The organism is Candidatus Macondimonas diazotrophica (assembly GCF_004684205.1).
GTDB classification, from domain to species: domain Bacteria; phylum Pseudomonadota; class Gammaproteobacteria; order UBA5335; family UBA5335; genus Macondimonas; species Macondimonas diazotrophica.
This window is the reverse complement of record NZ_SRIO01000004.1, coordinates 1-20,652: the sequence shown is the minus strand read 5'-3', so window position 1 is coordinate 20,652 and position 20,652 is coordinate 1. Positions and strand designations below refer to the sequence as shown.

The 20,652-nt window shown below is 64.4% G+C and carries 22 protein-coding genes; 16 read left to right on the top strand and 6 right to left on the bottom strand.

The window, feature by feature from the left end:
- Position 1 precedes the first annotated feature (1 nt).
- The 6 genes from E4680_RS03930 (at position 2) to pgi (ending at position 5,446) form a co-directional block, all read left to right on the top strand.
- Complete coding sequence (locus E4680_RS03930) at positions 2-559, top strand: Fur family transcriptional regulator (RefSeq protein WP_135281094.1); 558 nt, start codon at positions 2-4, stop codon at positions 557-559.
- A 24-nt stretch (positions 560-583) separates the two neighbouring features.
- A complete protein-coding gene (locus E4680_RS03925) occupies positions 584-1,258 on the top strand; it encodes a class I SAM-dependent DNA methyltransferase (protein ID WP_205688743.1) in 675 nt (224 codons plus the stop codon).
- A gap of 154 nt (positions 1,259-1,412) precedes the next feature.
- On the top strand, positions 1,413-2,228 hold the full coding sequence (gene panB / locus E4680_RS03920; RefSeq protein ID WP_135281093.1) for a 3-methyl-2-oxobutanoate hydroxymethyltransferase: 816 nt from the start codon (positions 1,413-1,415) through the stop codon (positions 2,226-2,228).
- A 13-nt stretch (positions 2,229-2,241) separates the two neighbouring features.
- On the top strand, positions 2,242-3,099 hold the full coding sequence (gene panC, locus E4680_RS03915; RefSeq protein ID WP_135281092.1) for a pantoate--beta-alanine ligase: 858 nt from the start codon (positions 2,242-2,244) through the stop codon (positions 3,097-3,099).
- Between the two features lie 178 nt (positions 3,100-3,277).
- Entirely contained in the window at positions 3,278-3,664 is a 387-nt protein-coding gene (gene panD / locus E4680_RS03910; RefSeq protein WP_135281269.1) for an aspartate 1-decarboxylase, read from the top strand.
- 135 nt (positions 3,665-3,799) lie between these two features.
- Positions 3,800-5,446, top strand: coding sequence for a glucose-6-phosphate isomerase (gene pgi / locus E4680_RS03905; RefSeq protein ID WP_135281090.1), 1,647 nt, complete (start codon positions 3,800-3,802; stop codon positions 5,444-5,446).
- A gap of 49 nt (positions 5,447-5,495) precedes the next feature.
- On the opposite strand, the gene E4680_RS03900 is transcribed toward pgi, so the two are convergent.
- On the bottom strand, positions 5,496-6,263 hold the full coding sequence (locus E4680_RS03900) for an ABC transporter ATP-binding protein (RefSeq protein ID WP_135281089.1): 768 nt from the start codon (positions 6,261-6,263) through the stop codon (positions 5,496-5,498).
- Positions 6,260-7,237, bottom strand: coding sequence for a FecCD family ABC transporter permease (locus E4680_RS03895; RefSeq protein WP_135281088.1), 978 nt, complete (start codon positions 7,235-7,237; stop codon positions 6,260-6,262). The genes E4680_RS03900 and E4680_RS03895 overlap by 4 nt, the downstream gene beginning before the upstream one ends.
- A gap of 68 nt (positions 7,238-7,305) precedes the next feature.
- Here E4680_RS03895 and E4680_RS03890 point away from each other — a divergent pair, with 68 nt between their 5' ends.
- Positions 7,306-8,073, top strand: a complete 768-nt coding sequence (locus tag E4680_RS03890) for an inositol monophosphatase family protein (RefSeq protein ID WP_135281087.1) — start codon at positions 7,306-7,308, stop codon at positions 8,071-8,073.
- On the opposite strand, the gene E4680_RS03885 is transcribed toward E4680_RS03890, so the two are convergent.
- The gene (locus tag E4680_RS03885; RefSeq protein WP_135281086.1) at positions 8,064-8,744 is read right to left on the bottom strand and encodes a histidinol-phosphatase; all 681 of its coding nucleotides are present in this window, start codon (positions 8,742-8,744) and stop codon (positions 8,064-8,066) included. The two genes, E4680_RS03890 and E4680_RS03885, sit on opposite strands and share 10 nt — an antisense overlap.
- Before the next feature lie 129 nt (positions 8,745-8,873).
- Here E4680_RS03885 and E4680_RS03880 point away from each other — a divergent pair, with 129 nt between their 5' ends.
- The 8 genes from E4680_RS03880 (at position 8,874) to E4680_RS03845 (ending at position 16,159) form a co-directional block, all read left to right on the top strand.
- The gene (locus E4680_RS03880; RefSeq protein WP_135281085.1) at positions 8,874-9,392 is read left to right on the top strand and encodes an RNA pyrophosphohydrolase; all 519 of its coding nucleotides are present in this window, start codon (positions 8,874-8,876) and stop codon (positions 9,390-9,392) included.
- Positions 9,393-9,490: 98 nt separating this feature from the next.
- Positions 9,491-11,200, top strand: a complete 1,710-nt coding sequence (pilB, locus tag E4680_RS03875; RefSeq protein ID WP_205688742.1) for a type IV-A pilus assembly ATPase PilB — start codon at positions 9,491-9,493, stop codon at positions 11,198-11,200.
- A 13-nt stretch (positions 11,201-11,213) separates the two neighbouring features.
- Positions 11,214-12,437 carry a type II secretion system F family protein gene (locus E4680_RS03870; protein ID WP_135281084.1) on the top strand — a complete coding sequence of 408 codons (1,224 nt, stop codon included), beginning with the start codon at positions 11,214-11,216 and terminating at the stop codon, positions 12,435-12,437.
- Positions 12,438-12,589: 152 nt separating this feature from the next.
- Positions 12,590-13,474: a prepilin peptidase gene (locus E4680_RS03865; protein WP_135281083.1), complete on the top strand. Its 885-nt coding sequence runs from the start codon at positions 12,590-12,592 to the stop codon at positions 13,472-13,474.
- A gap of 35 nt (positions 13,475-13,509) precedes the next feature.
- Positions 13,510-14,139 carry a dephospho-CoA kinase gene (gene coaE / locus E4680_RS03860; RefSeq protein WP_135281082.1) on the top strand — a complete coding sequence of 210 codons (630 nt, stop codon included), beginning with the start codon at positions 13,510-13,512 and terminating at the stop codon, positions 14,137-14,139.
- A 54-nt stretch (positions 14,140-14,193) separates the two neighbouring features.
- On the top strand, positions 14,194-14,958 hold the full coding sequence (gene zapD / locus E4680_RS03855) for a cell division protein ZapD (protein ID WP_167792370.1): 765 nt from the start codon (positions 14,194-14,196) through the stop codon (positions 14,956-14,958).
- Entirely contained in the window at positions 14,955-15,170 is a 216-nt protein-coding gene (locus E4680_RS03850; protein ID WP_135281080.1) for a DNA gyrase inhibitor YacG, read from the top strand. The genes zapD and E4680_RS03850 overlap by 4 nt, the downstream gene beginning before the upstream one ends.
- 50 nt (positions 15,171-15,220) lie before the next feature.
- A complete protein-coding gene (locus E4680_RS03845) occupies positions 15,221-16,159 on the top strand; it encodes a cation diffusion facilitator family transporter (RefSeq protein ID WP_135281079.1) in 939 nt (312 codons plus the stop codon).
- Positions 16,160-16,219: 60 nt separating this feature from the next.
- Here the strand turns inward: E4680_RS03845 and hemL are convergent, their stop codons facing one another.
- On the bottom strand, positions 16,220-17,527 hold the full coding sequence (gene hemL, locus E4680_RS03840; protein ID WP_135281078.1) for a glutamate-1-semialdehyde 2,1-aminomutase: 1,308 nt from the start codon (positions 17,525-17,527) through the stop codon (positions 16,220-16,222).
- Positions 17,528-17,529: 2 nt separating this feature from the next.
- Complete coding sequence (gene thiE / locus E4680_RS03835; protein ID WP_135281077.1) at positions 17,530-18,195, bottom strand: thiamine phosphate synthase; 666 nt, start codon at positions 18,193-18,195, stop codon at positions 17,530-17,532.
- 219 nt (positions 18,196-18,414) lie between these two features.
- Here thiE and E4680_RS03830 point away from each other — a divergent pair, with 219 nt between their 5' ends.
- The gene (locus tag E4680_RS03830; RefSeq protein WP_135281076.1) at positions 18,415-19,584 is read left to right on the top strand and encodes an alpha-hydroxy acid oxidase; all 1,170 of its coding nucleotides are present in this window, start codon (positions 18,415-18,417) and stop codon (positions 19,582-19,584) included.
- A gap of 26 nt (positions 19,585-19,610) precedes the next feature.
- Here E4680_RS03830 and thiD read toward each other — a convergent pair whose 3' ends face one another.
- Positions 19,611-20,411 (bottom strand): bifunctional hydroxymethylpyrimidine kinase/phosphomethylpyrimidine kinase, encoded by an 801-nt coding sequence (thiD, locus tag E4680_RS03825; protein ID WP_135281075.1) that lies wholly within the window; start codon positions 20,409-20,411, stop codon positions 19,611-19,613.
- Between the last annotated feature and the right edge of the window lie 241 nt (positions 20,412-20,652).

The window sequence follows — 20,652 nt, the reverse complement described above, 5'->3', positions numbered from 1 at the left end:
CATGTCCGCCACCCGTATCCTCGGCGCCGCGGCCGACACCCGGCACAATCATCGGCGTTGCGTCGATCGCGCGCTCGAACAGGCCGAATCGACCTGCCGGAATCAGGGCTTGCGGCTCACTCCGATCCGCCGTCAGATCCTCGCGCTCATTTGGCGGGATCATCAGCCGGTCAAGGCCTACGATCTGATCGATGCCCTCCGCGATCAGGGCGTCAAGACCGGCCCCCCGACGGTTTACCGGGCACTGGATTTCCTCCTCAAGGCCGGCCTGATCCACCGGCTGGATACCGTTAACGCGTTTATTGGATGCGGCGCTCATGGCCAACCGCATGCCGGCATGTTTCTCATCTGCCAGTCCTGTGGCGCGGTGATGGAACTGGACGCACCGGCACCGGTCCGCCTCATTCGCGAAGAAGCCGATCACCTCGGATTCGACCTCGTGGCGCAGGCCGTCGAGATCCTGGGCTACTGCCGACGCTGCACGCCGCATCAGCCGGCTGAAAAAACCGCGAGCGCATCCGATGCGCCGGACAAGACTTTCCGCAGGAGCGATACGTGAAACCCGGACATCGAGCGCGCCGCGATGGCTGACTCCGCAATCCCGATGGAAACCTTGCTTGCACTGCGCTGGCGCCAGCACAGCGATGCCTGGGTGGATGCCGTCCGGGAACGCCGCATCGGCAGCCGGATCGGCGCGACCGATCAGGCGCTGATTGATGCCATTCTCACCCAGCGGCCGACCGACCTCCTCGACCTGGGCTGCGGTGAAGGCTGGCTGGCCCGGCGCCTGCACCCCCTTGGCATTGGCGTCACGGGCATTGATGCCGAACCACGGCTGATCCATGCCGCGCAACAAGCGGGCATCGGGACCTTTCGGGTCGCAAACTACGGCGATCTGCCCATTCCTTTCGGCCCCTTCGCCATGGCCGTCAGCAACTTTGCCTTGCTGGGCGATGAATCGGTCCGAGGTCTGTTCGCATCCCTGTCCCGCATCCTGAAGCCGGGCGGCCATCTGATCGTGCAAACGCTGCACCCTCTCTCGCTGGCTCCAGATCATTATCAGGACGGCTGGCGGGAGGATTCCTGGGCCGCATTCAGCGCGGTTGGCGACACTGCGCCGCCCTGGTATTTCCGGACCCTGCAGTCCTGGGCCGCACTGTTCCGCGATCATCACCTGAAGCTGATCGACCTGCGCGAGCCCATGGCCCCCGGCAGCATCACACCTGCATCCATCCTCTTCATTGCCCGTCGCGACTGAACCCTCGCGGGAAATTCCGGCATTGCGCGGCATCGCCAGCGCCGATGCGCCACATGAACCATGCCCCCGCCATCGGCACGCCAATGGGCCATGGAAGCCATGCCCGGGCTGAGTTACTCTTGGGTCCCTCCCCAGCCACCCCGAGGTGTTCGCGATGTATAGCGGCGACCGTTCGGCCCGGCCCATCAGCCTCGACACGTTGCGGCGCATGAAGGCCGAAGGTGAAAAGATTGTCTCGCTCACGGCCTACGACGCCAGTTTTGCGGCCCAGATGGATGCCGCTGGGGTGGAGTGGGTGCTGGTCGGCGATTCGCTCGGTATGGTGATCGAAGGCTACGACAGCACCCTGCCGGTCACACTGGACACGATGATTCACCACACCCGCGCCGTGGCTCGGGGATTGCAGCGCGGCTTCCTCGTCGCAGACCTGCCCTTTGGCACCTGCAACACCCCGGAACAGGCCATGCAGAGCGCAGCGCGGCTGATGCAGGAAGGCGGCGCGCGCATGATCAAACTCGAAGGCGGCGCTTTGCAGCAGGAACTGGTGGCCTATCTCACCGCGCGTGGGGTGCCGGTGTGCGCCCACATCGGCCTGCAACCCCAGTTCGTTCACAAGCTGGGCGGCTACAAGGTGCAGGGACGCAGCACCGAAGCCGCAAGCGCCATGCGCCGAGAAGCCGAAGCATTGGTCGCAGCCGGTGCCGACATGCTGCTGCTCGAGTGCGTGCCGGCCACCCTGGCTGCGGAGATCACCGCCGCCGTGCCGGTTCCGGTCATCGGCATCGGCGCCGGTGCCGATGTCGACGGCCAAGTGTTGGTGGTCTATGACATCCTGGGCATTTCGCTGGGCAAACGCCCCCGTTTTTCCAAGGATTTTCTAGCAGGGCGTGGGAGCATCGCTGAAGCCCTGCAGGCCTATGCGCAAGCGGTCAAGCAAGGCGCGTTTCCCGCTGCCGAACACACTTTCTGACGGAGAGGCGGACATGGAACGCGTCGAAACGGCCGAAGCACTGCGTCAGCGGATCACGCGTTGGCGGCAGGCCGGGCAACGCATCGCGCTGGTGCCGACCATGGGCAACCTGCATGCCGGACACCTGGCCCTGGTCGACCGCGCGCGCGGATTGGCACAGCGGGTCGTCGTCAGCATTTTCGTCAACCCCACCCAGTTCGGACCGGGCGAGGATTTTGAGGTGTATCCACGCACCCCCGAGGCTGATTGCGCCGCGCTGGCCGAACGCGGTGCCGATCTGGTGTTTCTCCCGCCGGTGGCCGTGATGTACCCGGCGGGCGCACCCGGCGCCGTACGCGTGGAGGTGAGCGGTCCATTGACCGAAGGCTTGTGCGGTGCCTCCCGGCCTGGCCATTTCAGCGGGGTGGCCACCGTTGTGACCAAGCTCTTCAATCTGGTTCAGCCAGACGTGGCGATCTTTGGGCAGAAAGACTACCAACAGCTGGCCATCCTTCGCACGATGGTGCGTGAACTGGCGATGCCGATCCGCATCGTGGGTGTGGAAACCCAACGCGAAGCCGATGGATTGGCACTCAGTTCGCGCAACCAGTATCTGGATCCACCGCAGCGCGCCCTGGCCCCGACCATCCATGCGATCCTGTCGGATACCGCCGAGAAGCTGATCGCCGGCGAGCGTGACTATCCAGCGCTGGAAGCGCGGGCCGGCATGCGGTTGACCGACGCCGGATTCGCCGTGGAATACGTCCGCATCGTTCGAGCTGATGATCTGAAAGCCCCGGAGGGCGGGGAAAAGCGGCTGGTCGTAGCGGTGGCCGCCAAAGTTGGATCAACAAGGCTTATTGACAATATTGAGGTAAACATCTCAGAATGATGAATCTCACCCCTTGCCGGGGACAGGTTTGGGTTGCCGCGCGATTGGCAGCCCGGATTTCTGAATTCACGTCGAATACCGTCGTTTGACGCAATTGGGGAGCGAGTCGCCAGGGATGCCGGCTGCGCTCGAGGGCCATGGATCGTTCCGTATCCACATCACTGCCGAGATGGGTGATATGCACTTGACCTTGCTCAAAGCCAAACTACACCGCGCGCGCGTCACTCACGCCGAGCTCGAGTATGAAGGCTCCTGCGCGATCGATGGCCGTCTGTTGGATGCAGCGGGCATCTTGGATTACGAACAGATCCAGATCTATAACGTCACCAATGGTGAGCGCTTCACCACCTATGCCATTCGGGCCGAGGAAGGATCGCGCATCATTTCGGTGAACGGCGCCGCTGCCCACAAGGCGAATGTGGGCGACTGCATCATCATCTGCGCCTACGTCGGCCTCGAGGCTACGGAAGCCGCCCGCTTCAAGCCCAAGCTGGTGTATCTGGATGAACAGAATTTCGTGACCCATACCCGCAATACCATTCCGGTGCAGCTCGCTACTGCCTGATCGGAAGCCCGCTCGAGTTCTTGAGTGTTTTTTTCGTGAAGCCCCCGTATCCCGTCCGGATACGGGGGCTTTGCTTTATTCGACACGCCCAGCTGTGCAATCCTCATGGTCCCCCCTTTTTCCGAGGAGCGCGTCGTGACCCCCGTCGACCAACTGCCTGCCTGGAAAGCACTCGAAACCCACCGCGATCAGATGAAGAATCGCCATCTGCGCGCGTTGTGCACAGACGATCCCGGGCGCGCAGACCGCTGGCGGACGCGCGTGGGTCACCTCGAAGTCGACTACACCAAACACCGCGCCACCGAAGACACCTTCCATCACCTGTTCGCTCTCGCCGAACAGACTGACGTGCCCGCGCAGATCGCCCGACTGTTTGCCGGCGCGCGCATCAACACCACCGAGCAACGCGCGGTACTGCACATGGCGTTGCGCGGGGATGCCCACAGCGTCTTTCGCGTCGATGGCGAGGATGTGATGCCCCAGATCATGGCGACGCGGGCCCGTATGCGCCAAGCCTGTGAGACGCTTCGTGCCGGTGCCTGGCTGGGCGCCGCCGGCGAGCCGGTCACCGATGTCGTCAACATCGGCATCGGTGGCTCCGATCTCGGTCCGTTCATGGCCTGCGAAGCGCTGCAACCCTACCTGACCGACACGCCGCGTGTGCATTTCGTCTCCAATATCGACGGCGCACAGATCAGCCGTGTGCTGGCGCCGCTGGATCCGCGCCGCACCCTCTTCATCGTCAATTCCAAGAGCTTCGGCACGCTGGAAACCAAAGCAAACGCCGATACCGCCAAGCACTGGCTGCAACAGTCCGGCCTGCCGCTCGATGCCGTGATGAGCCGGCATTTCCTGGCCGTCTCGGCCAACCAGGCGGCACTGTCGGCCTTCGGCATTCCGGAGGAACACCGGTTTCCCATCTGGGACTGGGTCGGCGGCCGCTACTCGCTCTGGTCAGCCACCGGCCTGGCCATCGCCATTGCGATCGGCATGGACGGGTTCGAATCGATGCTGGCCGGCGCACGGCTGATGGACGAGCATTTCCGCCACGCCCCCATGATCGACAACCTGCCACTGCGGCTGGGCCTGCTGGGCGTCTGGTATGCCGATTTCCTGGGCGCAGCGAGCCAGGCCGTCCTGCCGTATGACGATCGCCTGCGCAGCCTGCCCAGCTACCTGCAACAGGCCGACATGGAAAGCAACGGCAAACGGGTCACACGGGACGGTCAGGCCGTCACCTGGGCCACCGGCCCCATCGTGTGGGGCGCACCGGGCACCAACGGCCAGCACGCCTTTTTCCAGCTCATGCACCAAGGCACGCACCTGATTCCCGCCGATTTCATCGGCTGCATTCGACCGCACCATCCCCATACCCGCCATCACCGTGCACTGATCGCCAATATGCTGGCCCAGAGCGAAGCGCTGATGCACGGACGCACCGAGGCCGAAACCCGCGCCGCTTTGGCCGCTCGTGGGCTGGACGAGTCTCGCATCGACGCCTTGACCCCACACAATGTCTTTCCCGGCAATCAGCCAAGCACGACGATCCTGCTCGACGCGCTGACTCCGGAAGCCCTTGGCAGCCTCATCGCACTGTATGAGCACCGTATTTTCACCCAAGGCGCCATCTGGGGCATCAATTCCTTCGATCAATGGGGCGTCGAACTGGGCAAGATCATGGCCCAGACCGTGATCGGCGAGCTGGAGAGCGGCCAGATCGGCGCCAGCCATGATCCATGGTCCGCCGCCTTGCTCACCACCTGCCTGGCTCCCACCGACTGAATATTCCGGCCGACCCGCAGCGACCATAATCTCCCCGCCGCAGTCGCCGCTACTTCGGCAGGAACGCGCGCACGCCGTCCTGCTGCACACAGGCGAAGGGATGTCGATACAGCCAGCCGAGCCGCTCGGCGGTGAGCAGTTCGGCGGACTGGCCCCACAGAGCGGTGCCGTCGTGCCCCAACAGGAGTACCTGCGCGCAATACCGGGCCGCCAGATTGGGATCGTGCAGGCTGACGAGGACCGTTTTACCCGCCTCGCGAACCAGGCTCGCCAGGTGATCCATGACCAGGATCTGGTGATGCCAGTCCAGATGGTTCACGGGCTCATCGAGCAGCATCACCTGCGGGTCCTGCGTCAACAACGTGGCCAGCGCGACCCGGCGGCGTTCTCCGCCCGAGAGGGTATCGAGCGCACGCGTAGCGAAGTCAGCGAGCTGCATGACGGCCAGCGCCGAGCCAATCGCCTGCCGATCCGCGCCAGATAGGCTGCGCCATAGGGATTGATGCGCAAACCGGCCCGCGCAGACCGCCTCTTCGACCGTCGCTGGAAACGGCTCGACATCATCCTGAAACAGCAAACCCAATCGCCGCGCACGCGCGCGCGCCGACCAGGCACCGACCGGACGCCCATCGAGCATCACCGACCCGCTACGCGGAGCACGCAAACCCGCCAGCGTATGAAGCAAAGTGGTCTTGCCGCTGCCGTTGGCGCCCAGGACGGCGGTCATGTGGCCCGATTTCAGGGCGAAGTCGAGCGAATGGAGGGAAGACGTTCGGGGAAGGTCGAGGACCAGACGGGACGCCGCCAAACACGTCATCGGGCAATGCGCCGGTTCAACAGATACAGGAACATCGGCACACCGAGGAAGGCCGTTACCACCCCCACCGGCAACTGCTGAGGCGCCAGAATCGTTCGCGCCAGCGTATCGGCGAGCACCAGAAAGCCGCCACCGGCCAACGCGGCCGCGGGAATCAACAACCGCTGATCATTGCCGATCGCCAGACGCAGCAGATGGGGAATGACCAAGCCCACGAAACCCACGCTCCCCGCCACGGTCACGGCCGAGGCGGTCGCCAGCGCAGCCACGATATGAATCGCCGGTTGCAATCGGCCCACCGGCACGCCCATGGATCGGGCCTGGAGGCTGCCCCGCGCCAGCACGTTGAGGCTGCGCCCCAGCGGGAGAGCCAGACCGGCCAGTATCGCCAGTACCGCCAGCGCCCACCATGGAGTCCGTACCACAGCGCCCAAATCACCCATCAGCCAGAACAACATTCCGGGCAGATGAAATGGATCCGCCACCGCCAGCAAGAAGCGGATCAAGGCCCACCAGCCGGCCGCCAGTCCCACCCCACTCAACAGCAGTCGCGCCGGATTCCAGCCGCTGCCCTGACGGGCCAGGCCGAAAACCAGCGCAATGGACCCGAGCGCACCGAGGAACGCCGGCAAGGCGATCTGTGCCGTCCCCATTCCCGCCATCAAGCCCAGTAACGCCGCCACCGAAGCGCCGCCGGAAACACCCAGTACATAGGGATCCGCCAAGGGATTGCGCAACATCACCTGCATCAGTGCCCCGGCTACCGCCAGCAGACCGCCGACCGCGAAGGCCGCCAGGGCGCGCGGCAGGCGCACAGACCAGACGATTTGCCCTGCCAGTTGGTCGCCCTGCCCCGCCAGGGCGAACAGCACCCGCTGGGGCGACAGATTCAAGCTGCCCACCATCAGCCCGGTCAGCACCGCAGCTGCCGCAGCGCAAGCCAGACTGATCAGGACCGCGACGTAGCGAGGCATGGGCCGCTATCATAAATGCGCTGGCTGCCGGCATCCGGCGCTCCCGAACACTCGACAAGGACACCACCATGACCACCAGCCCAATGTTGGACACGGCAATCGCCGCGGCCCGCGCCGCCGAGGCCATCATCCGTCGCTACTACGAAGGGGAATTTGCGGTTCAACTCAAGGCCGATCAGACGCCGGTGACCGCTGCCGACGTCGAAAGTGAAGAGGCGATCCGCCTGATCATCCGGGAACGCTTTCCGGATCACGGGTTCTACGGCGAGGAAGGCGGCATGGAAAACGCCGACGCCGAGTGGGTATGGCTGATCGACCCGATCGACGGCACCAAGAGCTTCGTGCGCCGCTACCCGTTCTTTTCGACCCAGATCGCCCTCATGCACGAAGGAGAGCTGGTGCTCGGCGTCTCCAATGCGCCCTTGTTCGGCGAGATGGCCTGGGCCGAACGCGGGCACGGCGCCTTTCTCAATGGCGAACGCATCCAGGTCAGCGACATCAGCCTCCTCGAGGCCGCAACGCTGTCGGTCGGCAACATCAAGACGCTCGCCGCCTCGCACGGCTGGGCCGGGCTCGGCCGGCTGGTGCAGGCAGTGAACCGCACACGCGGCTATGGCGACTTCTACCACTACCACCTCCTCGCGGCGGGCAAGATCGACGTGGTGATCGAATCGGATCTCAATATCCTGGACATCGCGGCACTGACCGTGATCATCCGTGAAGCCGGCGGCGATGTGACCCAGCTCGACGGCAACCCGGTGGACCTCAAGACCAGCTCGCTTCTGGCCACCAACGGCCGGCTGCGCCACGCGGTCAACGAATTGCTTCAGTCCTGAGGCAGCGGCACCGGCTGCTCGCCCCGGCGTAGCGTGAGGACAGGCCAGCCGCGCTGGCGCGCCTGTTCCTCCAGCAGCGGATCCGGATCGATCGCAACCGGATGTTCCACCTGTCCCAACAACGGCAGGTCGTTGTGCGAATCACTGTAGAACCAGGTTTCGGCCGGCTGCGCTCCAGCCAGCCACTCGGCCAGACGGATCACTTTACCGTCGCGATAGCATGGGACGCCCGCCACCCGACCGGTGTACGCACCGGCCTCTTCTTCGGGGTCGGTGGCGATCAGGGCGTCGACGCCGAACAGGCGGGCAATCGGCTCGGTGACGAAGCGGTTGGTCGCAGTGATGATCACGGTTCGGTGTCCCTGTCGACGGTGCTGGTCCACCAGGGCCTGCGCCGCAGGCAGCACGATGGGACCGATCAATTCGGCGACGAACCGCTCACGCCAGGCTTCGAGCCGTTCGCGCGGATGATCGGCAAGCGGCTTGAGCGCAAAGGCGAGAAACTCATGGATGTCGAGCGTGCCGGCGCGATAGGCATCATAGAAGCGCTGGTTCTGCGCACGATAATGCGTGCCGTCCACCACGCCGAGCGTGACCAGATAGTCTCCCCACAGATGATCGCTGTCACCGGCCAAGAGGGTGTTGTCCAGATCGAAAAGAGCCAAAGTCACGCGCCAATCTCCCCTGTTCAAGCGAGCCGAAGCATACCCAAACGGCCCCGGCTGGTCGAGAAACCCTTCAAACTGGTAAGGTTTTCTGCTATCTAAACTACACAAGCGAATTGAGACCGGAGTGCACTTGTGATCGATGTCGACGGCTTTCGTCCCAATGTGGGGATCATGCTGGCCAATGCCAAGCATGAACTCCTGTGGGCTCGTCGCATCGGCCAGAACGCTTGGCAGTTCCCCCAGGGCGGCATCGATCCGGGAGAGAACGCAGAACAGGCGCTGTTCCGTGAACTACGCGAAGAGATCGGGTTGACCGCCGGAGACGTCCAGATACTCGGCTGCACGCGCGGTTGGTTGCGCTACTACCTGCCCAAGCGCTTCATCCGCCGCAACGCCTGGCCGCGCTGCATCGGGCAGAAACAGGTCTGGTTCCTGTTGCGGCTCACGGCCGCCGAAGATCGTGTCCGACTGGATTTGGGACCCAAACCCGAATTCGATCATTGGCGTTGGGTGCCCTACTGGCACCCAGTCAATGAAGTCGTTTTCTTCAAGCGGCGCGTCTACCGCCGCGCCCTGCAGGAACTCGAACCTTTGCTCACCGGCGCCAATGGCGGCTTCGTCGGTACCCGCCGACCCCGAAATCCGGCCTGAGCCCTCAAGCCGACCCGGGTGTTTCACGATATTAAGAATGATGGTGCGGTTTCCCCAATACTGCGCCTCTCCCTTAATGTATCGAGGAAACACGGCCCATGGCCCTTAGCTCCCTCAGCCCTTCTCGCCTGTCCGGTCTGGCACGCCGCCTGGTGCAATCGGGTCTGCTCACCGACGAAGCAGCGCTGCGTGCCCTGGAAGAGGCCGCCGCCAGCCGACAGGCTTTGGTGGTCTATCTCTATGAACACAAACTGGTAGGTGAGCGCGAACTGGCGCGGATGGTGGCGGAGGAATTCGGTACGCCGGTGATCGATCTCACGGCGCTCGATCTGCGCAACATGCCCATGCGCCTGGTCGATGAAAAACTGTTGCGCCGGCATCAGGTCTTGCCGATCTTTGTGCGCGGCCACCGCCTGTACGTCGCCATGAGCGATCCGACCAACCAACAGGCACTGGACGACATCGCCTTTGCGACCCGCAAGCAGGCCGTGGGACTCATCAGCGAGCACACGCAACTGCTCGAGATGCTCGACAAGGCCCTGGATGCCCATGATGCACGCCTGACCGCGCTGGCCGATGCCGATCTCGAAAAACTCGATGTCCAAGGCGGCGACGCGGCAGCCAGCGTCACCGAACCGGATGTGGACGACGCGCCGGTCGTGCGGTTCATCAACAAGATTCTGCTCGATGCCGTCAACAAGGGCGCCTCCGACATCCACTTCGAACCATACGAGCAGTTCTACCGCATTCGCCGGCGTCAGGACGGCATCCTGTACGACATCAATCGCCCGCCGGTGACGCTCGGCATGCGCCTGGCTGCCCGTCTCAAGGTCATGGCGCGGCTGGATATCGCCGAACGGCGCGTCCCGCAGGACGGTCGCATCAAACTGAAACTATCCAAACAGCGCGCCATCGATTTTCGTGTCAGCACCTGCCCCACCCTTTGGGGAGAGAAGATCGTGCTGCGTATCCTGGACGCCACCAGCGCCCAGATCGGCATCGATTCCCTCGGTTTCGAACCGCATCAGAAGGCGATCTATCTCAAGACCCTGTCCAAACCACAAGGCATGATTCTGGTTACCGGCCCGACCGGCAGCGGCAAAACAGTCACCCTCTATACGGGTCTGAACATCCTCAACACCACCGACCGCAATATCTCGACGGCCGAAGACCCCGTCGAAATCAATCTGCCCGGCATTAACCAGGTCAACGTGAACCCGCGCATCGGTCTGGACTTTGCCAATTCCCTGCGCGCTTTCCTGCGTCAGGACCCGGATGTGATCATGGTCGGGGAAATTCGCGATCTCGAAACCGCGGAAATCGCCATCAAGGCTGCGCAGACCGGCCACATGGTGCTTTCCACCCTGCATACCAACGACGCGCCGCAGAGCCTGGAACGGCTCATCAACATGGGCGTGGCTCCGTTCAACATCGCCTCATCGGTCCACCTGATCATCGCCCAGCGGCTGGCGCGGCGATTGTGCCGTCATTGCCGGACACGGATGGAGGTTCCGCGGGATGCCCTGTTGCAGCTGGGTTTCCTGCCGGAAGAACTGGATGAACTGGTGATCTATGGGCCTAAAGGTTGTGAACACTGCACCGATGGATACAAGGGGCGAGTCGGCATCTATCAGGTTCTGCCGGTGTCCCCGGCCATCGGTCGCATCATCATGGACGGCGGCAATTCACTGGATATTGCCAAACAGGCCGCCGAGGAAGGCGTCATCGACCTGCGCCGCGCCGGCTTGAACAAAGTCAAGGAAGGGCTCACCGGTCTCGAAGAAATCCATCGCGTCACCATCGACTGAAACGGATCATCCCATGGCCAATCAAGCCGTCAAAAACGCCCTGTTCGTCTGGGAAGGCAAGAACAAAAGCGGCAAAATCGTCAAGGGAATGCAGAATGCGCCCAGCGAAGCGGTCATCCGCGCGCTGCTGCGCCGCCAAGGCATCAACCCGACCACGATCAAAAAACAGAACAACCGGGCCTCCAGCCGGCGCAAGCAGAAGATTCGCCCGGTCGATATCGCGATCTTCTCCCGCCAGCTGGCCACCATGATCGGCGCGGGGGTGCCCCTGGTGCAGGCGCTGGACATCGTGGCGCGGGGCAATGACAACTTCGCAATGCGCGAACTCATCCTCAGTATCCGCGCCTCCATCGAAGGCGGCTCCTCTCTCTCCGAAGCCCTTGCTGCACATCCCGTCCAGTTCGACGATCTATTCGTCAATCTGGTGGGCGCCGGCGAAAAATCCGGCGCGCTGGAAACCCTGCTGGACAAGATTGCCACCTACAAGGAAAAGGCCGAAGCCATCAAGGCCAAAGTTCGCAAGGCACTGACCTATCCGACCGTGGTGACGATCGTGGCGTTCGTGGTCACCGGCATTCTGCTCTATTTCGTGGTCCCGCAATTCGAGGGGCTGTTCGGCAGCTTTGGGGCGGATTTGCCCGCCTTCACGCGGCTGGTCATCAATCTGTCTGAATTCGTCCGGACATGGTGGTGGGCGATCCTGGGATCCATTGGCGCCATCGCAGCCGTCCTGCGCTACTTCAACCGGACGTCCCCAAAATTCCGGCGCCGGCGCGACCAGTTGCTGCTGCGCGTACCGGTGATCGGCAGAATTCTTCACAAGGCGGCGCTGGCCCGATTCACACGCACGCTGTCCACCATGTTCGCGGCCGGGGTACCCCTGGTGGAAGCCATGGAATCGGTCGCCGGCGCAACCGGCAACATCCTGTTCCAGGAAGCCGTCATGACCATGCGCGAGCAGGTGGCCACCGGCCAGCAGCTGCACCTGTCCATGCAGGAGCGGATGGACCTCTTTCCCAACATGGCCATCCAGATGATCGCCATCGGCGAAGAATCCGGCTCACTGGACGAGATGTCTGCCAAGGTCGCGGAATTCTATGAGGCCGAGGTGGATAATCTCGTGGACAATTTGAGCACATTGCTGGAACCGCTGATCATGGCCATTCTCGGCGTGCTGGTCGGCGGCCTGGTCACGGCGATGTATCTGCCGATCTTCCAGATGGGGAATGTGATTTGATGCGTGCGCCGGCTGCCCTGGGGCGAGACACCCAGGGCACGGTCCCGGAGGCGCCGCGCCCGCCTGCACATACCGCCACGATCGGGGCCACGCGACAGGGATCTGCTCCCACACCGCCGGTCGATACGTGGCCATAAACGACGGACCATTTCATGGATGCGCTGCTGAATCTCTTGCAAGCCCGACCCGATATACGTATCGGGGTGTTCTTTTTACTCGGTCTGCTGGTCGGCAGCTTCCTGAATGTCGTGATCCTGCGCCTGCCGCCCCGACTGTTCCATCGCTGGCGCGCCGAGGCGCGCGAAACGCTGGCATTGCCGGTCGCAACCGGTAAAGACGCCGAACCGCCGCCCGGCATCGTCCGTCCGCCGTCGCGCTGCCGCCATTGCGGGCAGCACCTGCGGCCATGGCACAACATCCCGCTGTTGAGCTATCTCGCCCTGCGGGGACGCTGCGGGCACTGCGGCGCGCCCATCAGCCTGCGCTATCCCCTGGTGGAACTCTTCACGGCGCTCGCCTTCGCAATCGTCGCCTGGCGTTTCGAGATCGGACCCGCTGCCTTAGGCGCTCTGATCTTCACGGGCTTGCTGATCGCGCTGTCCGGGATTGATCTGGATCACCAGATTCTGCCGGACAACCTGACACTGCCCGGCATGTGGCTCGGTCTTGTGGTCAACCTCGGGGGCACGTTTACCGACCCTGTGGCTGCACTCATCGGCGCCATGGCCGGCTATCTTTCGCTTTGGAGCGTCTATCAGGCGTTCCGGCTGCTGACCGGCAAGGAAGGCATGGGCTACGGGGATTTCAAACTCCTGGCACTGATCGGGGCGTGGCTGGGCTGGACCCATCTTCCGGGTGCGATCCTGATTGGCTCGCTGCTTGGTGCCCTCATCGGCAGCGTGGCTCTGCATGTCAGTGGGCGCAATCGCCAAACGCCGATTCCCTTCGGCCCGTTCCTCGCCGCCGGGGGGTGGATCATGCTGATTGCCGGGGACTTTCTGAATCGGGGCTATCTGAATTTGTCGGGTATGGCGTAAGCTTACGCTTTTGCCACGTCCACGAGGGATGGTCCATGTTCATCGTCGGACTCACGGGCGGTATTGCCAGCGGCAAATCAACCGTTGCGGAACGATTCACGCGCCTTGGTATCCCGGTGATCGATGCCGATGCCTTGGCCCGCGATGTCGTCGAACCCGGCCAGCCCGCGCTCGATCAGCTGATTCAGACCTTTGGCACCGACATGCTCACCCCGGACGGCCGACTGGACCGGGAGCGACTCCGCGAACATGTCTTCGCCAAGCCCGAGCAGCGCCGCGCGCTCGACCGCATCATGCATCCCGCCATCGGCCGGGCCATGCAGCAGGCCTTGCAGGCCGCTCAGGGCCCCTATGTCATCCTCATGGTTCCGCTTCTGGTGGAAACTGGCCAGCATCGATTGGTCAACCGGGTACTGGTCGTGGATGTCCCCGAATCGGTTCAGGTCCGCCGACTCATGGGGCGCGATAGCTGTGACGAAACCCAGGCGAAGGCCATCCTCGGTGCACAGGCAAGTCGAGATCAGCGCTTGGCAGCGGCCCACGATATCATCAACAATGAAGGCGAACCTGCAACACTGGATGCAGCGGTGGACAGCCTTCATCGTGCCTACCTGGAAATGGCGACTGATCCCCATGCCCGCGAAAGGCGATGGCAATTACCCTGACCGCCTGCCCGCACACGGTTCGTTTCCATCTCGTTCAGCAGATTTTGAGGCATCGTGCATTTCGAACACCCCCTCAACGAACGCATCCGCAAGTTTCTCCGTCTGGAGTTCGTGCTGACCCAAGCGCGGCATCCGCTGCACGGGCGGACGGCCTGGGATGCGCGCGCCACGCTCGGCCATCTGCTCGAAATCCTGGATACCCTGGGCCGCAGCGACATCAAAAGCGAACTCATCGCTGAACTCGATCGCCAGAGCCAACATCTCGAGCGGCTGAGGCAGCGCGATGGCGTGGATCAGTCCCAGCTGAGCGAAGTCATCACCCGGCTGCGGCAGCTGGTGGATCGCCTGCATGCCCTTCCCGGTCAACCCGGCTACGCCTTACGCCACCATGAACTGCTGACCACCTTCCGGCAGCGCGCGGCCATTCCCGGCGGGGCAGCGCCATTCGATCTGCCCGCACTGCATTGTTGGCTCAACCAGCCGCATGAAAAACGCCAGCTTCAGCTTGAGCACTGGCTGGGGGAGTTCGACCTGTTGGCCGAATGCGTGGAAACCCACAATCGACTCATCCGGGAAACTGCGCGGCGCAGCCAGGAAGTGGCCCACCAAGGCTGTTTCGAGCAAACCCTTGACCCAGAGCGCCCCTATCAGATGCTGCGCATCAGCCTGCCCTCCGACAGCGGTCTTTTCCCGGAAATCAGCGCCGGCCGGCATCGCCTCACGCTCCGGTTCATGCATCAGCCCGATCTCTCCCAACGCGTCGTGCTCTACCGGGAAAATGTCCCGTTCCGGCTCGCCTGTTGCGGCATGATGTCATGACATCGCAAACGCCCGAACGGCTGCTACGCTGTCCCCGCTGCGGCAAGATGACGCGCGCCGGGGACAATCCGTTTCGCCCGTTCTGCAGCCAGCGTTGCAAGCTGATCGACCTCGGCGCCTGGTTGGGTCAGGATTACCGAATTCCAGCCCAGCCCGCCGATCCGGGCGGTGATGCGTGGTCCCACCCCGAGGACCCTGAGCATCAGGGTTGACCTGATATCTGCACCGTCACCCAGGGCAGCGGCGAATACCGGAGGACCGCATGGCTGAGACGACAGCGTCGATTCCCAATGCCCGTTTACTGCGCCTGACCGGTCTGGCCTCCGTGGCCACCGCAATGCTGCTGATTCTGGCCAAGACTGCGGCCTGGATGCTGACCGACTCGATTGCGCTGCTGGCTTCGCTGGTCGACTCGATGATGGATTCAGCCGCATCGCTGATCAACCTCCTGGCGATCCGCTACGCCCTGATCCCGCCGGACGATGAACACCGCTTCGGTCATGGCAAGGCCGAGGCGCTCGCCGGCCTCGGTCAGGCGATGTTCATTGCCGGCTCGTCGGTCTTTCTCGTCCTGCAGGCCATCGAACGGCTGCTCCGTCCGAAACCACTGGACGATGCCGGCATCGGAATCGCCGTCATGGTGTTCAGCATCGCCGTCACGCTGGCGCTGATCACGCTGCAGCGCTACACCATCCGCCGCACCGGCTCCACCGCCGTACGCGCCGACTCCCTGCATTACGTCAGCGACCTTGCCGTCAATCTCAGCATCATCCTTGCCCTGCTGGCCGCGGCCGCAGGCTTTCCCGCACTGGATGCGTGGGCGGGGATCGCGATCGCCGGCTACATCCTCTACAGCGCCTGGCACATCGCCCAGGACGCCTTTCATCATCTGCTGGACCGCGAAGTGGACGGTGCCGTACGCGAGGCGATTCTGAATCTTGCACACCAACCGGAGGAGGTACGCGGCGTGCACGATCTGCGCACCCGCCAGTCGGGGCAGCAGATGTTCGTGCAGATCCACCTGGAGATGAGCCGTGACCTGCCGCTCTGGCAGGCGCACCGGGCGGCGGAATGGGTGGAAACGGCGGTGCGGAAGCGCTTTCCCGGCAGTGACGTCATCGCCCACCAGGACCCGTGGCCCATGCTGCCGAGCGATGAGGAACTCAGCGTCTCCCTGCCGGACCTCCACCACCGCGGATAAGCCCCAGCGCGTCACCGCCCAGGCGCGCTAGCGCCGTGTGCCGAGGTAGAAGGTCGCAGGTCAGGCGCCGCGCGGAGTTACGGGGGCGGAGAGCGCCCGAAAGGTCTCGTCCGCTGCCAGCAGCGTCGCCGCCAGTTCGCCTTCGCCATGCATGGCCGAGACGAACCCCGCCTCGAAGGCCGAAGGCGCCAGATAAACCCCACGCGCCAGCATGCCGTGGAAAAACCGCTTGAACCGCGCCACATCGCACGCCATGACCTCCTCGAAATGGCGCACGTCCGCGTTGTCCGTAAAGAACAGCCCGAACATGCCGCCCACGGCGTGGGTGGTCAGCGCAATCCCATGCGCCGCCGCGCGCTCGGCGAGGCCGTCGACCAGCCGCTGGGTCATGTTCTCCAGCCGTTCGAAAAAGCCGGGCTGGCTCAGGATATTCAACGTTGCCAGTCCCGCCGTCATGGCCAGCGGGTTGCCGGACAGCGTACCCGCCTGATAGACCGGACCGTCCGGGGCGAGCTGGTTCATCAGATCGGCCCGTCCGCCGAAAGCACCGACCGGCATGCCGCCGCCGATCACCTTGCCCAGCGTGGTGAGATCGGGCCGCACGCCATAGCGCGCCTGCGCACCGCCGAGCGCCACCCGAAACCCGGTCATCACCTCATCGAAGATCAGCACGCTGCCGTGCTCGTCGCACAGCGCGCGCAAACCGGCGAGGAAGCCGTCGGCCGGCGGCACACAATTCATGTTGCCCGCCACCGGCTCGACGATCACCGCCGCGATCTCTGGCCCCCATTGCGCGAAAGCCTCGCGCACGGTGGACAAATCGTTGTAGCGCAGGGTCAGCGTCTGCGCCGCCAGCGCCGCCGGGACCCCCGGGGAGGTCGGCACACCCAGCGTCAGGGCGCCCGAACCGGCCTTGACCAGCAGGCTGTCGGCATGGCCGTGATAGCAGCCTTCGAACTTCACGATCCTGTCGCGCCCCGTGGCGCCGCGCGCCAGACGGATGGCACTCATGGTGGCCTCGGTGCCGGAGTTGACGAAGCGCACCTTCTCGATCGACGGCATGAGTTGGCACACCCGCCGCGCGAGTTGCGTTTCCAATGCCGTCGGCGCGCCGAAGCTGAGCCCCCGGGCCGCCACCTGCTGCACCGCGCCGACCACCTCGGGGTGCGCATGCCCGACGATCATCGGCCCCCAGGAGCCGACGTAATCGACGTAGCGCCGCCCCGCCGCGTCCACCATGTAGGCACCCTGCGCCCGATCGATGAAAACCGGGACCCCGCCCACGCCGCGAAAGGCGCGCACCGGCGAATCCACACCGCCGGGAATATAGCGCTGCGCTTCTTCGAACAAGGCTTCGGAACTGGGCATGATCAGGCTCCTGTGGAAAAAGATGCGGCCTCGGCCGCCGTAAACCGCTGGGCATAGGATCGCGCCTGCGCCGCCGGATCGCGTCCGCACAGGCCGCCGATCACGGCCACCAGATCGGCGCCCGCGGCGATGAGCATCGGCGCATTATCCGGCGTGATGCCACCAATGGCGACCAGCGGCACCGACAAGGCCGCCTTCGCGGCCCGCAGCACGTCGATGGGCGCCAGTGCGGCCTCGGGCTTGGTGACGGACGGGAAGAAGCACCCAAAGGCGACGTAATCGGCGCCCTGCGCAACCGCGGTTCGTGCCCGGGCGAGATCCGCATAACAGCTCACCCCGATCAGCGCCTGCGCGCCCAGCTGTGCGCGCGCCTGCGCCGGGTCGGCGTCGTCGCGACCCAGGTGCACCCCATCGGCGCCCACCGCGGCCGCCAATGCCACATCGTCGTTGATCAAAAGCGGCACTCCGCCGGCGCGGCACACCGCCCGCAAACCCTGTGCCTCCGCCAAGCGGCGATCGATATCGCGGCCCTTGTCGCGGTATTGCACCACCCGCGCGCCACCGGCAATCCATGCCGCGGCCCGCTCGGCCAGTGCCGCTGGCGAGGGTGCATCGCTGGTAATCGCATACAACCCGCGGATCGGCCACGTGAAATCGCGCTCCGTCATGAGGCCACGCCTTCCCTCAACTCGATACTCCCCCTGAATCCGCCGAACTCAGCCGCCGAGCGCTCGACTCATCGCCGTCGATCCCCGCTGAGGCACCCGCGCGCCACCCCTGGCAACGCGCAACGGCATGCAACAGTTGATCCCTATAGATCAGCGAACTGCTCATGCTAGATTGTGGCATGCCAAAGACCTCCTTCCTTCAAATACCCTGGAGTGCCCATGTGGCCTGATATAACCCGTTGCTATTGCATCGATGATCTTCGGATAACAGCCAAGCGATCCCTCCCCAAACCGATTTTCGATTACCTCGACGGCGGCGCCGAAGATGAAATCACGATGCGACGCAATCGTGAGGTCTTCCGTGATTATGAATTCTCGCCCCGAGTGCTCCGCAACGTGGCGCAGATCGATCTATCGACCCAGGCGCTCGGCGTCGCATCCAGCATGCCCCTGATTTGTGCGCCGACAGGCATGTCACGCATGTTCCACTATCTGGGGGAAGTGGCCGTCGCCCGCGCGGCACATGCGGCCGGCATCCCCTACTCACTGTCGACGGTCTCCTCGACCGCGCTGGAAGATATCGCCCAGCTGACGCCGGGGCCCAAGTTCTTCCAGCTCTACGTCATGAAAGACCGATCGATCGCCCACGACCTCATCGAGCGCTGCAAGAGCGCGGGCTACCAGGGCCTTTACCTGACGGCCGACCTCGCCAGCCTGGGCAATCGCGAGCGCGACCTGCGCAACGGCTTCGGGCGCCCACTCGAAATCAAGATCAAGACCGGCCTCGGCGCATTGCTAGCGCCCCTGTGGCTCTATCGCCTGGCCACCCAACCGGCCATGCGCCTGGCGACCTTGGCGCGCTATCTGCCGCATGATGGGGATGCGGTGAAAAACTCCGAGTTCGTCAACGAACAGCTCGATCCATCGCTCGACTGGGATGATGCCATCGCCTTTCGCGAGCAATGGGGCGGGCCCTTCATCATCAAGGGCATCCAGTGCGTCGAAGACGCCCGCAAAGCCGTGGAAATCGGCGCGAGTGCCATCGTCATCTCCAATCATGGCGGCCGCCAGCTCGACATGGCGCCGACCGCGCTGTCCCTGCTGCCCCAGGTAGTCGATGCCGTGGGCGATCAGGTCGACGTGCTCATTGACGGCGGCATCCGGCGCGGCTCGGACGTCATCAAGGCGGTGGCGCTCGGCGCAAAGGCCTGCCTCATCGGACGGCCCTACCTGTTCGGTCTGGCGGCCGGTGGCGAAGCCGGGGTCAGCCGTGCACTCGGCCTGCTCCGCACCGAAATGGAACGGGTAATGCAACTGATCGGCTGTGAATCGATCTCCGCACTCGATGCCCGGTACATCCAGCGGATCGAGCGCGTGGCCAACGGTTGACCGGCATCGCGGATGAGCCGGGCCCGCTAGCGCCCGGATTCCGCGTTGCCGTCGCCCAGACGCCGGGGAATCGCCGCGCCGCAGCCGGGATGAAACGCCGCCGCCAAGGTGCGGGCCACATAAGCCTGCGCCCGCTCGGCGGCAAGCGGTACGGGTTCCCCCAGCGCCAGCCGGGCCGCGAGCGCCGCCGCCAGCGTGCAGCCGGACCCGTGAAACGGTCCGGTCAGGCGCGGCCAGGTGAAGACCTGCACGCCCTCGGGGCCATGCAGGCGGTTTTCCACCTGCGCGCCGGGTTCATCGCCGCCGGTCACCAGCACATAGCGGGCGCCCAGCGCACGCAGCGTCTCGGCGCAGGCAGCGAGATCGTCGTCCCCGGCCAGGGTGCGCGCTTCGGGGGCGTTGGGGGTCAGCACGGTGGTGCGCGGCAACAAGGCCTCGCGCACCGCGGGGATGAGGTCGTCGGCCGCGAGCCGCCCCCCGCCGGTCGCCACCAACACCGGATCGGTCACCACCGGAATCGCCGGATAGCGAGCGAGCAGCGTCGCCACCGCCGTCACGATCGCGCCGGTGCCGAGCAGGCCCAGCTTGATCGCGGCCACCGATTGGTCGGCGAGCACCGCCTTGGCCTGCGCGATGATCAACTCCGGGGCGACCGCCTCGACGCGGCGGACGTTCGCCGTGTCCTGCACCGTCAGACAGGTGATCGCCACGGCCGCGTGTACGCCCTGCGCCGCGATGGCTTCGATATCGGCCTGCTGACCAGCGCCGCCGCTCGGATCGTGTCCCGAGAGCACCAGCACCGTGGGGGGGGAAGAAGGTTGCGTCATAGAATCCGGAGTCTATCACCCGCTGCTGCGCGTCCGGCGGCGTAGCGGCGGGCCAGCCCAGTGGCACGCATCCCAGCCGGGCCTCCCTCGACTATGCTTGAATCGTCGACATCCAAGCCGGCGGAGCCGGATCAGCCGAGGAGCGAATCATGCGAGCAGTCATCCGGATCATCGGCATCCTGGCCCTGTTGCTGGGCATCTGGTGGATTTTGCAGGGCACCGGGCTCGCTCCGGTCGGCTT

Bases quoted from the DNA above. Each gene is read 5' to 3' on its own strand.
- E4680_RS03930 (WP_135281094.1), top strand. From the start codon at position 2: ATGTCCGCCACCCGTATCCTCGGCGCCGCGGCCGACACCCGGCACAAT.
- E4680_RS03925 (WP_205688743.1), top strand. From the start codon at position 584: ATGGCTGACTCCGCAATCCCGATGGAAACCTTGCTTGCACTGCGCTGG.
- panB (WP_135281093.1), top strand. From the start codon at position 1,413: ATGTATAGCGGCGACCGTTCGGCCCGGCCCATCAGCCTCGACACGTTG.
- panC (WP_135281092.1), top strand. From the start codon at position 2,242: ATGGAACGCGTCGAAACGGCCGAAGCACTGCGTCAGCGGATCACGCGT.
- panD (WP_135281269.1), top strand. From the start codon at position 3,278: ATGCACTTGACCTTGCTCAAAGCCAAACTACACCGCGCGCGCGTCACT.
- E4680_RS03900 (WP_135281089.1), bottom strand. From the start codon at position 6,263: ATGACGTGTTTGGCGGCGTCCCGTCTGGTCCTCGACCTTCCCCGAACG.
- E4680_RS03895 (WP_135281088.1), bottom strand. From the start codon at position 7,237: ATGCCTCGCTACGTCGCGGTCCTGATCAGTCTGGCTTGCGCTGCGGCA.
- E4680_RS03890 (WP_135281087.1), top strand. From the start codon at position 7,306: ATGACCACCAGCCCAATGTTGGACACGGCAATCGCCGCGGCCCGCGCC.
- pilB (WP_205688742.1), top strand. From the start codon at position 9,491: ATGGCCCTTAGCTCCCTCAGCCCTTCTCGCCTGTCCGGTCTGGCACGC.
- E4680_RS03870 (WP_135281084.1), top strand. From the start codon at position 11,214: ATGGCCAATCAAGCCGTCAAAAACGCCCTGTTCGTCTGGGAAGGCAAG.
- E4680_RS03865 (WP_135281083.1), top strand. From the start codon at position 12,590: ATGGATGCGCTGCTGAATCTCTTGCAAGCCCGACCCGATATACGTATC.
- coaE (WP_135281082.1), top strand. From the start codon at position 13,510: ATGTTCATCGTCGGACTCACGGGCGGTATTGCCAGCGGCAAATCAACC.
- E4680_RS03850 (WP_135281080.1), top strand. From the start codon at position 14,955: ATGACATCGCAAACGCCCGAACGGCTGCTACGCTGTCCCCGCTGCGGC.
- E4680_RS03845 (WP_135281079.1), top strand. From the start codon at position 15,221: ATGGCTGAGACGACAGCGTCGATTCCCAATGCCCGTTTACTGCGCCTG.
- hemL (WP_135281078.1), bottom strand. From the start codon at position 17,527: ATGCCCAGTTCCGAAGCCTTGTTCGAAGAAGCGCAGCGCTATATTCCC.
- thiE (WP_135281077.1), bottom strand. From the start codon at position 18,195: ATGACGGAGCGCGATTTCACGTGGCCGATCCGCGGGTTGTATGCGATT.
- E4680_RS03830 (WP_135281076.1), top strand. From the start codon at position 18,415: ATGTGGCCTGATATAACCCGTTGCTATTGCATCGATGATCTTCGGATA.
- thiD (WP_135281075.1), bottom strand. From the start codon at position 20,411: ATGACGCAACCTTCTTCCCCCCCCACGGTGCTGGTGCTCTCGGGACAC.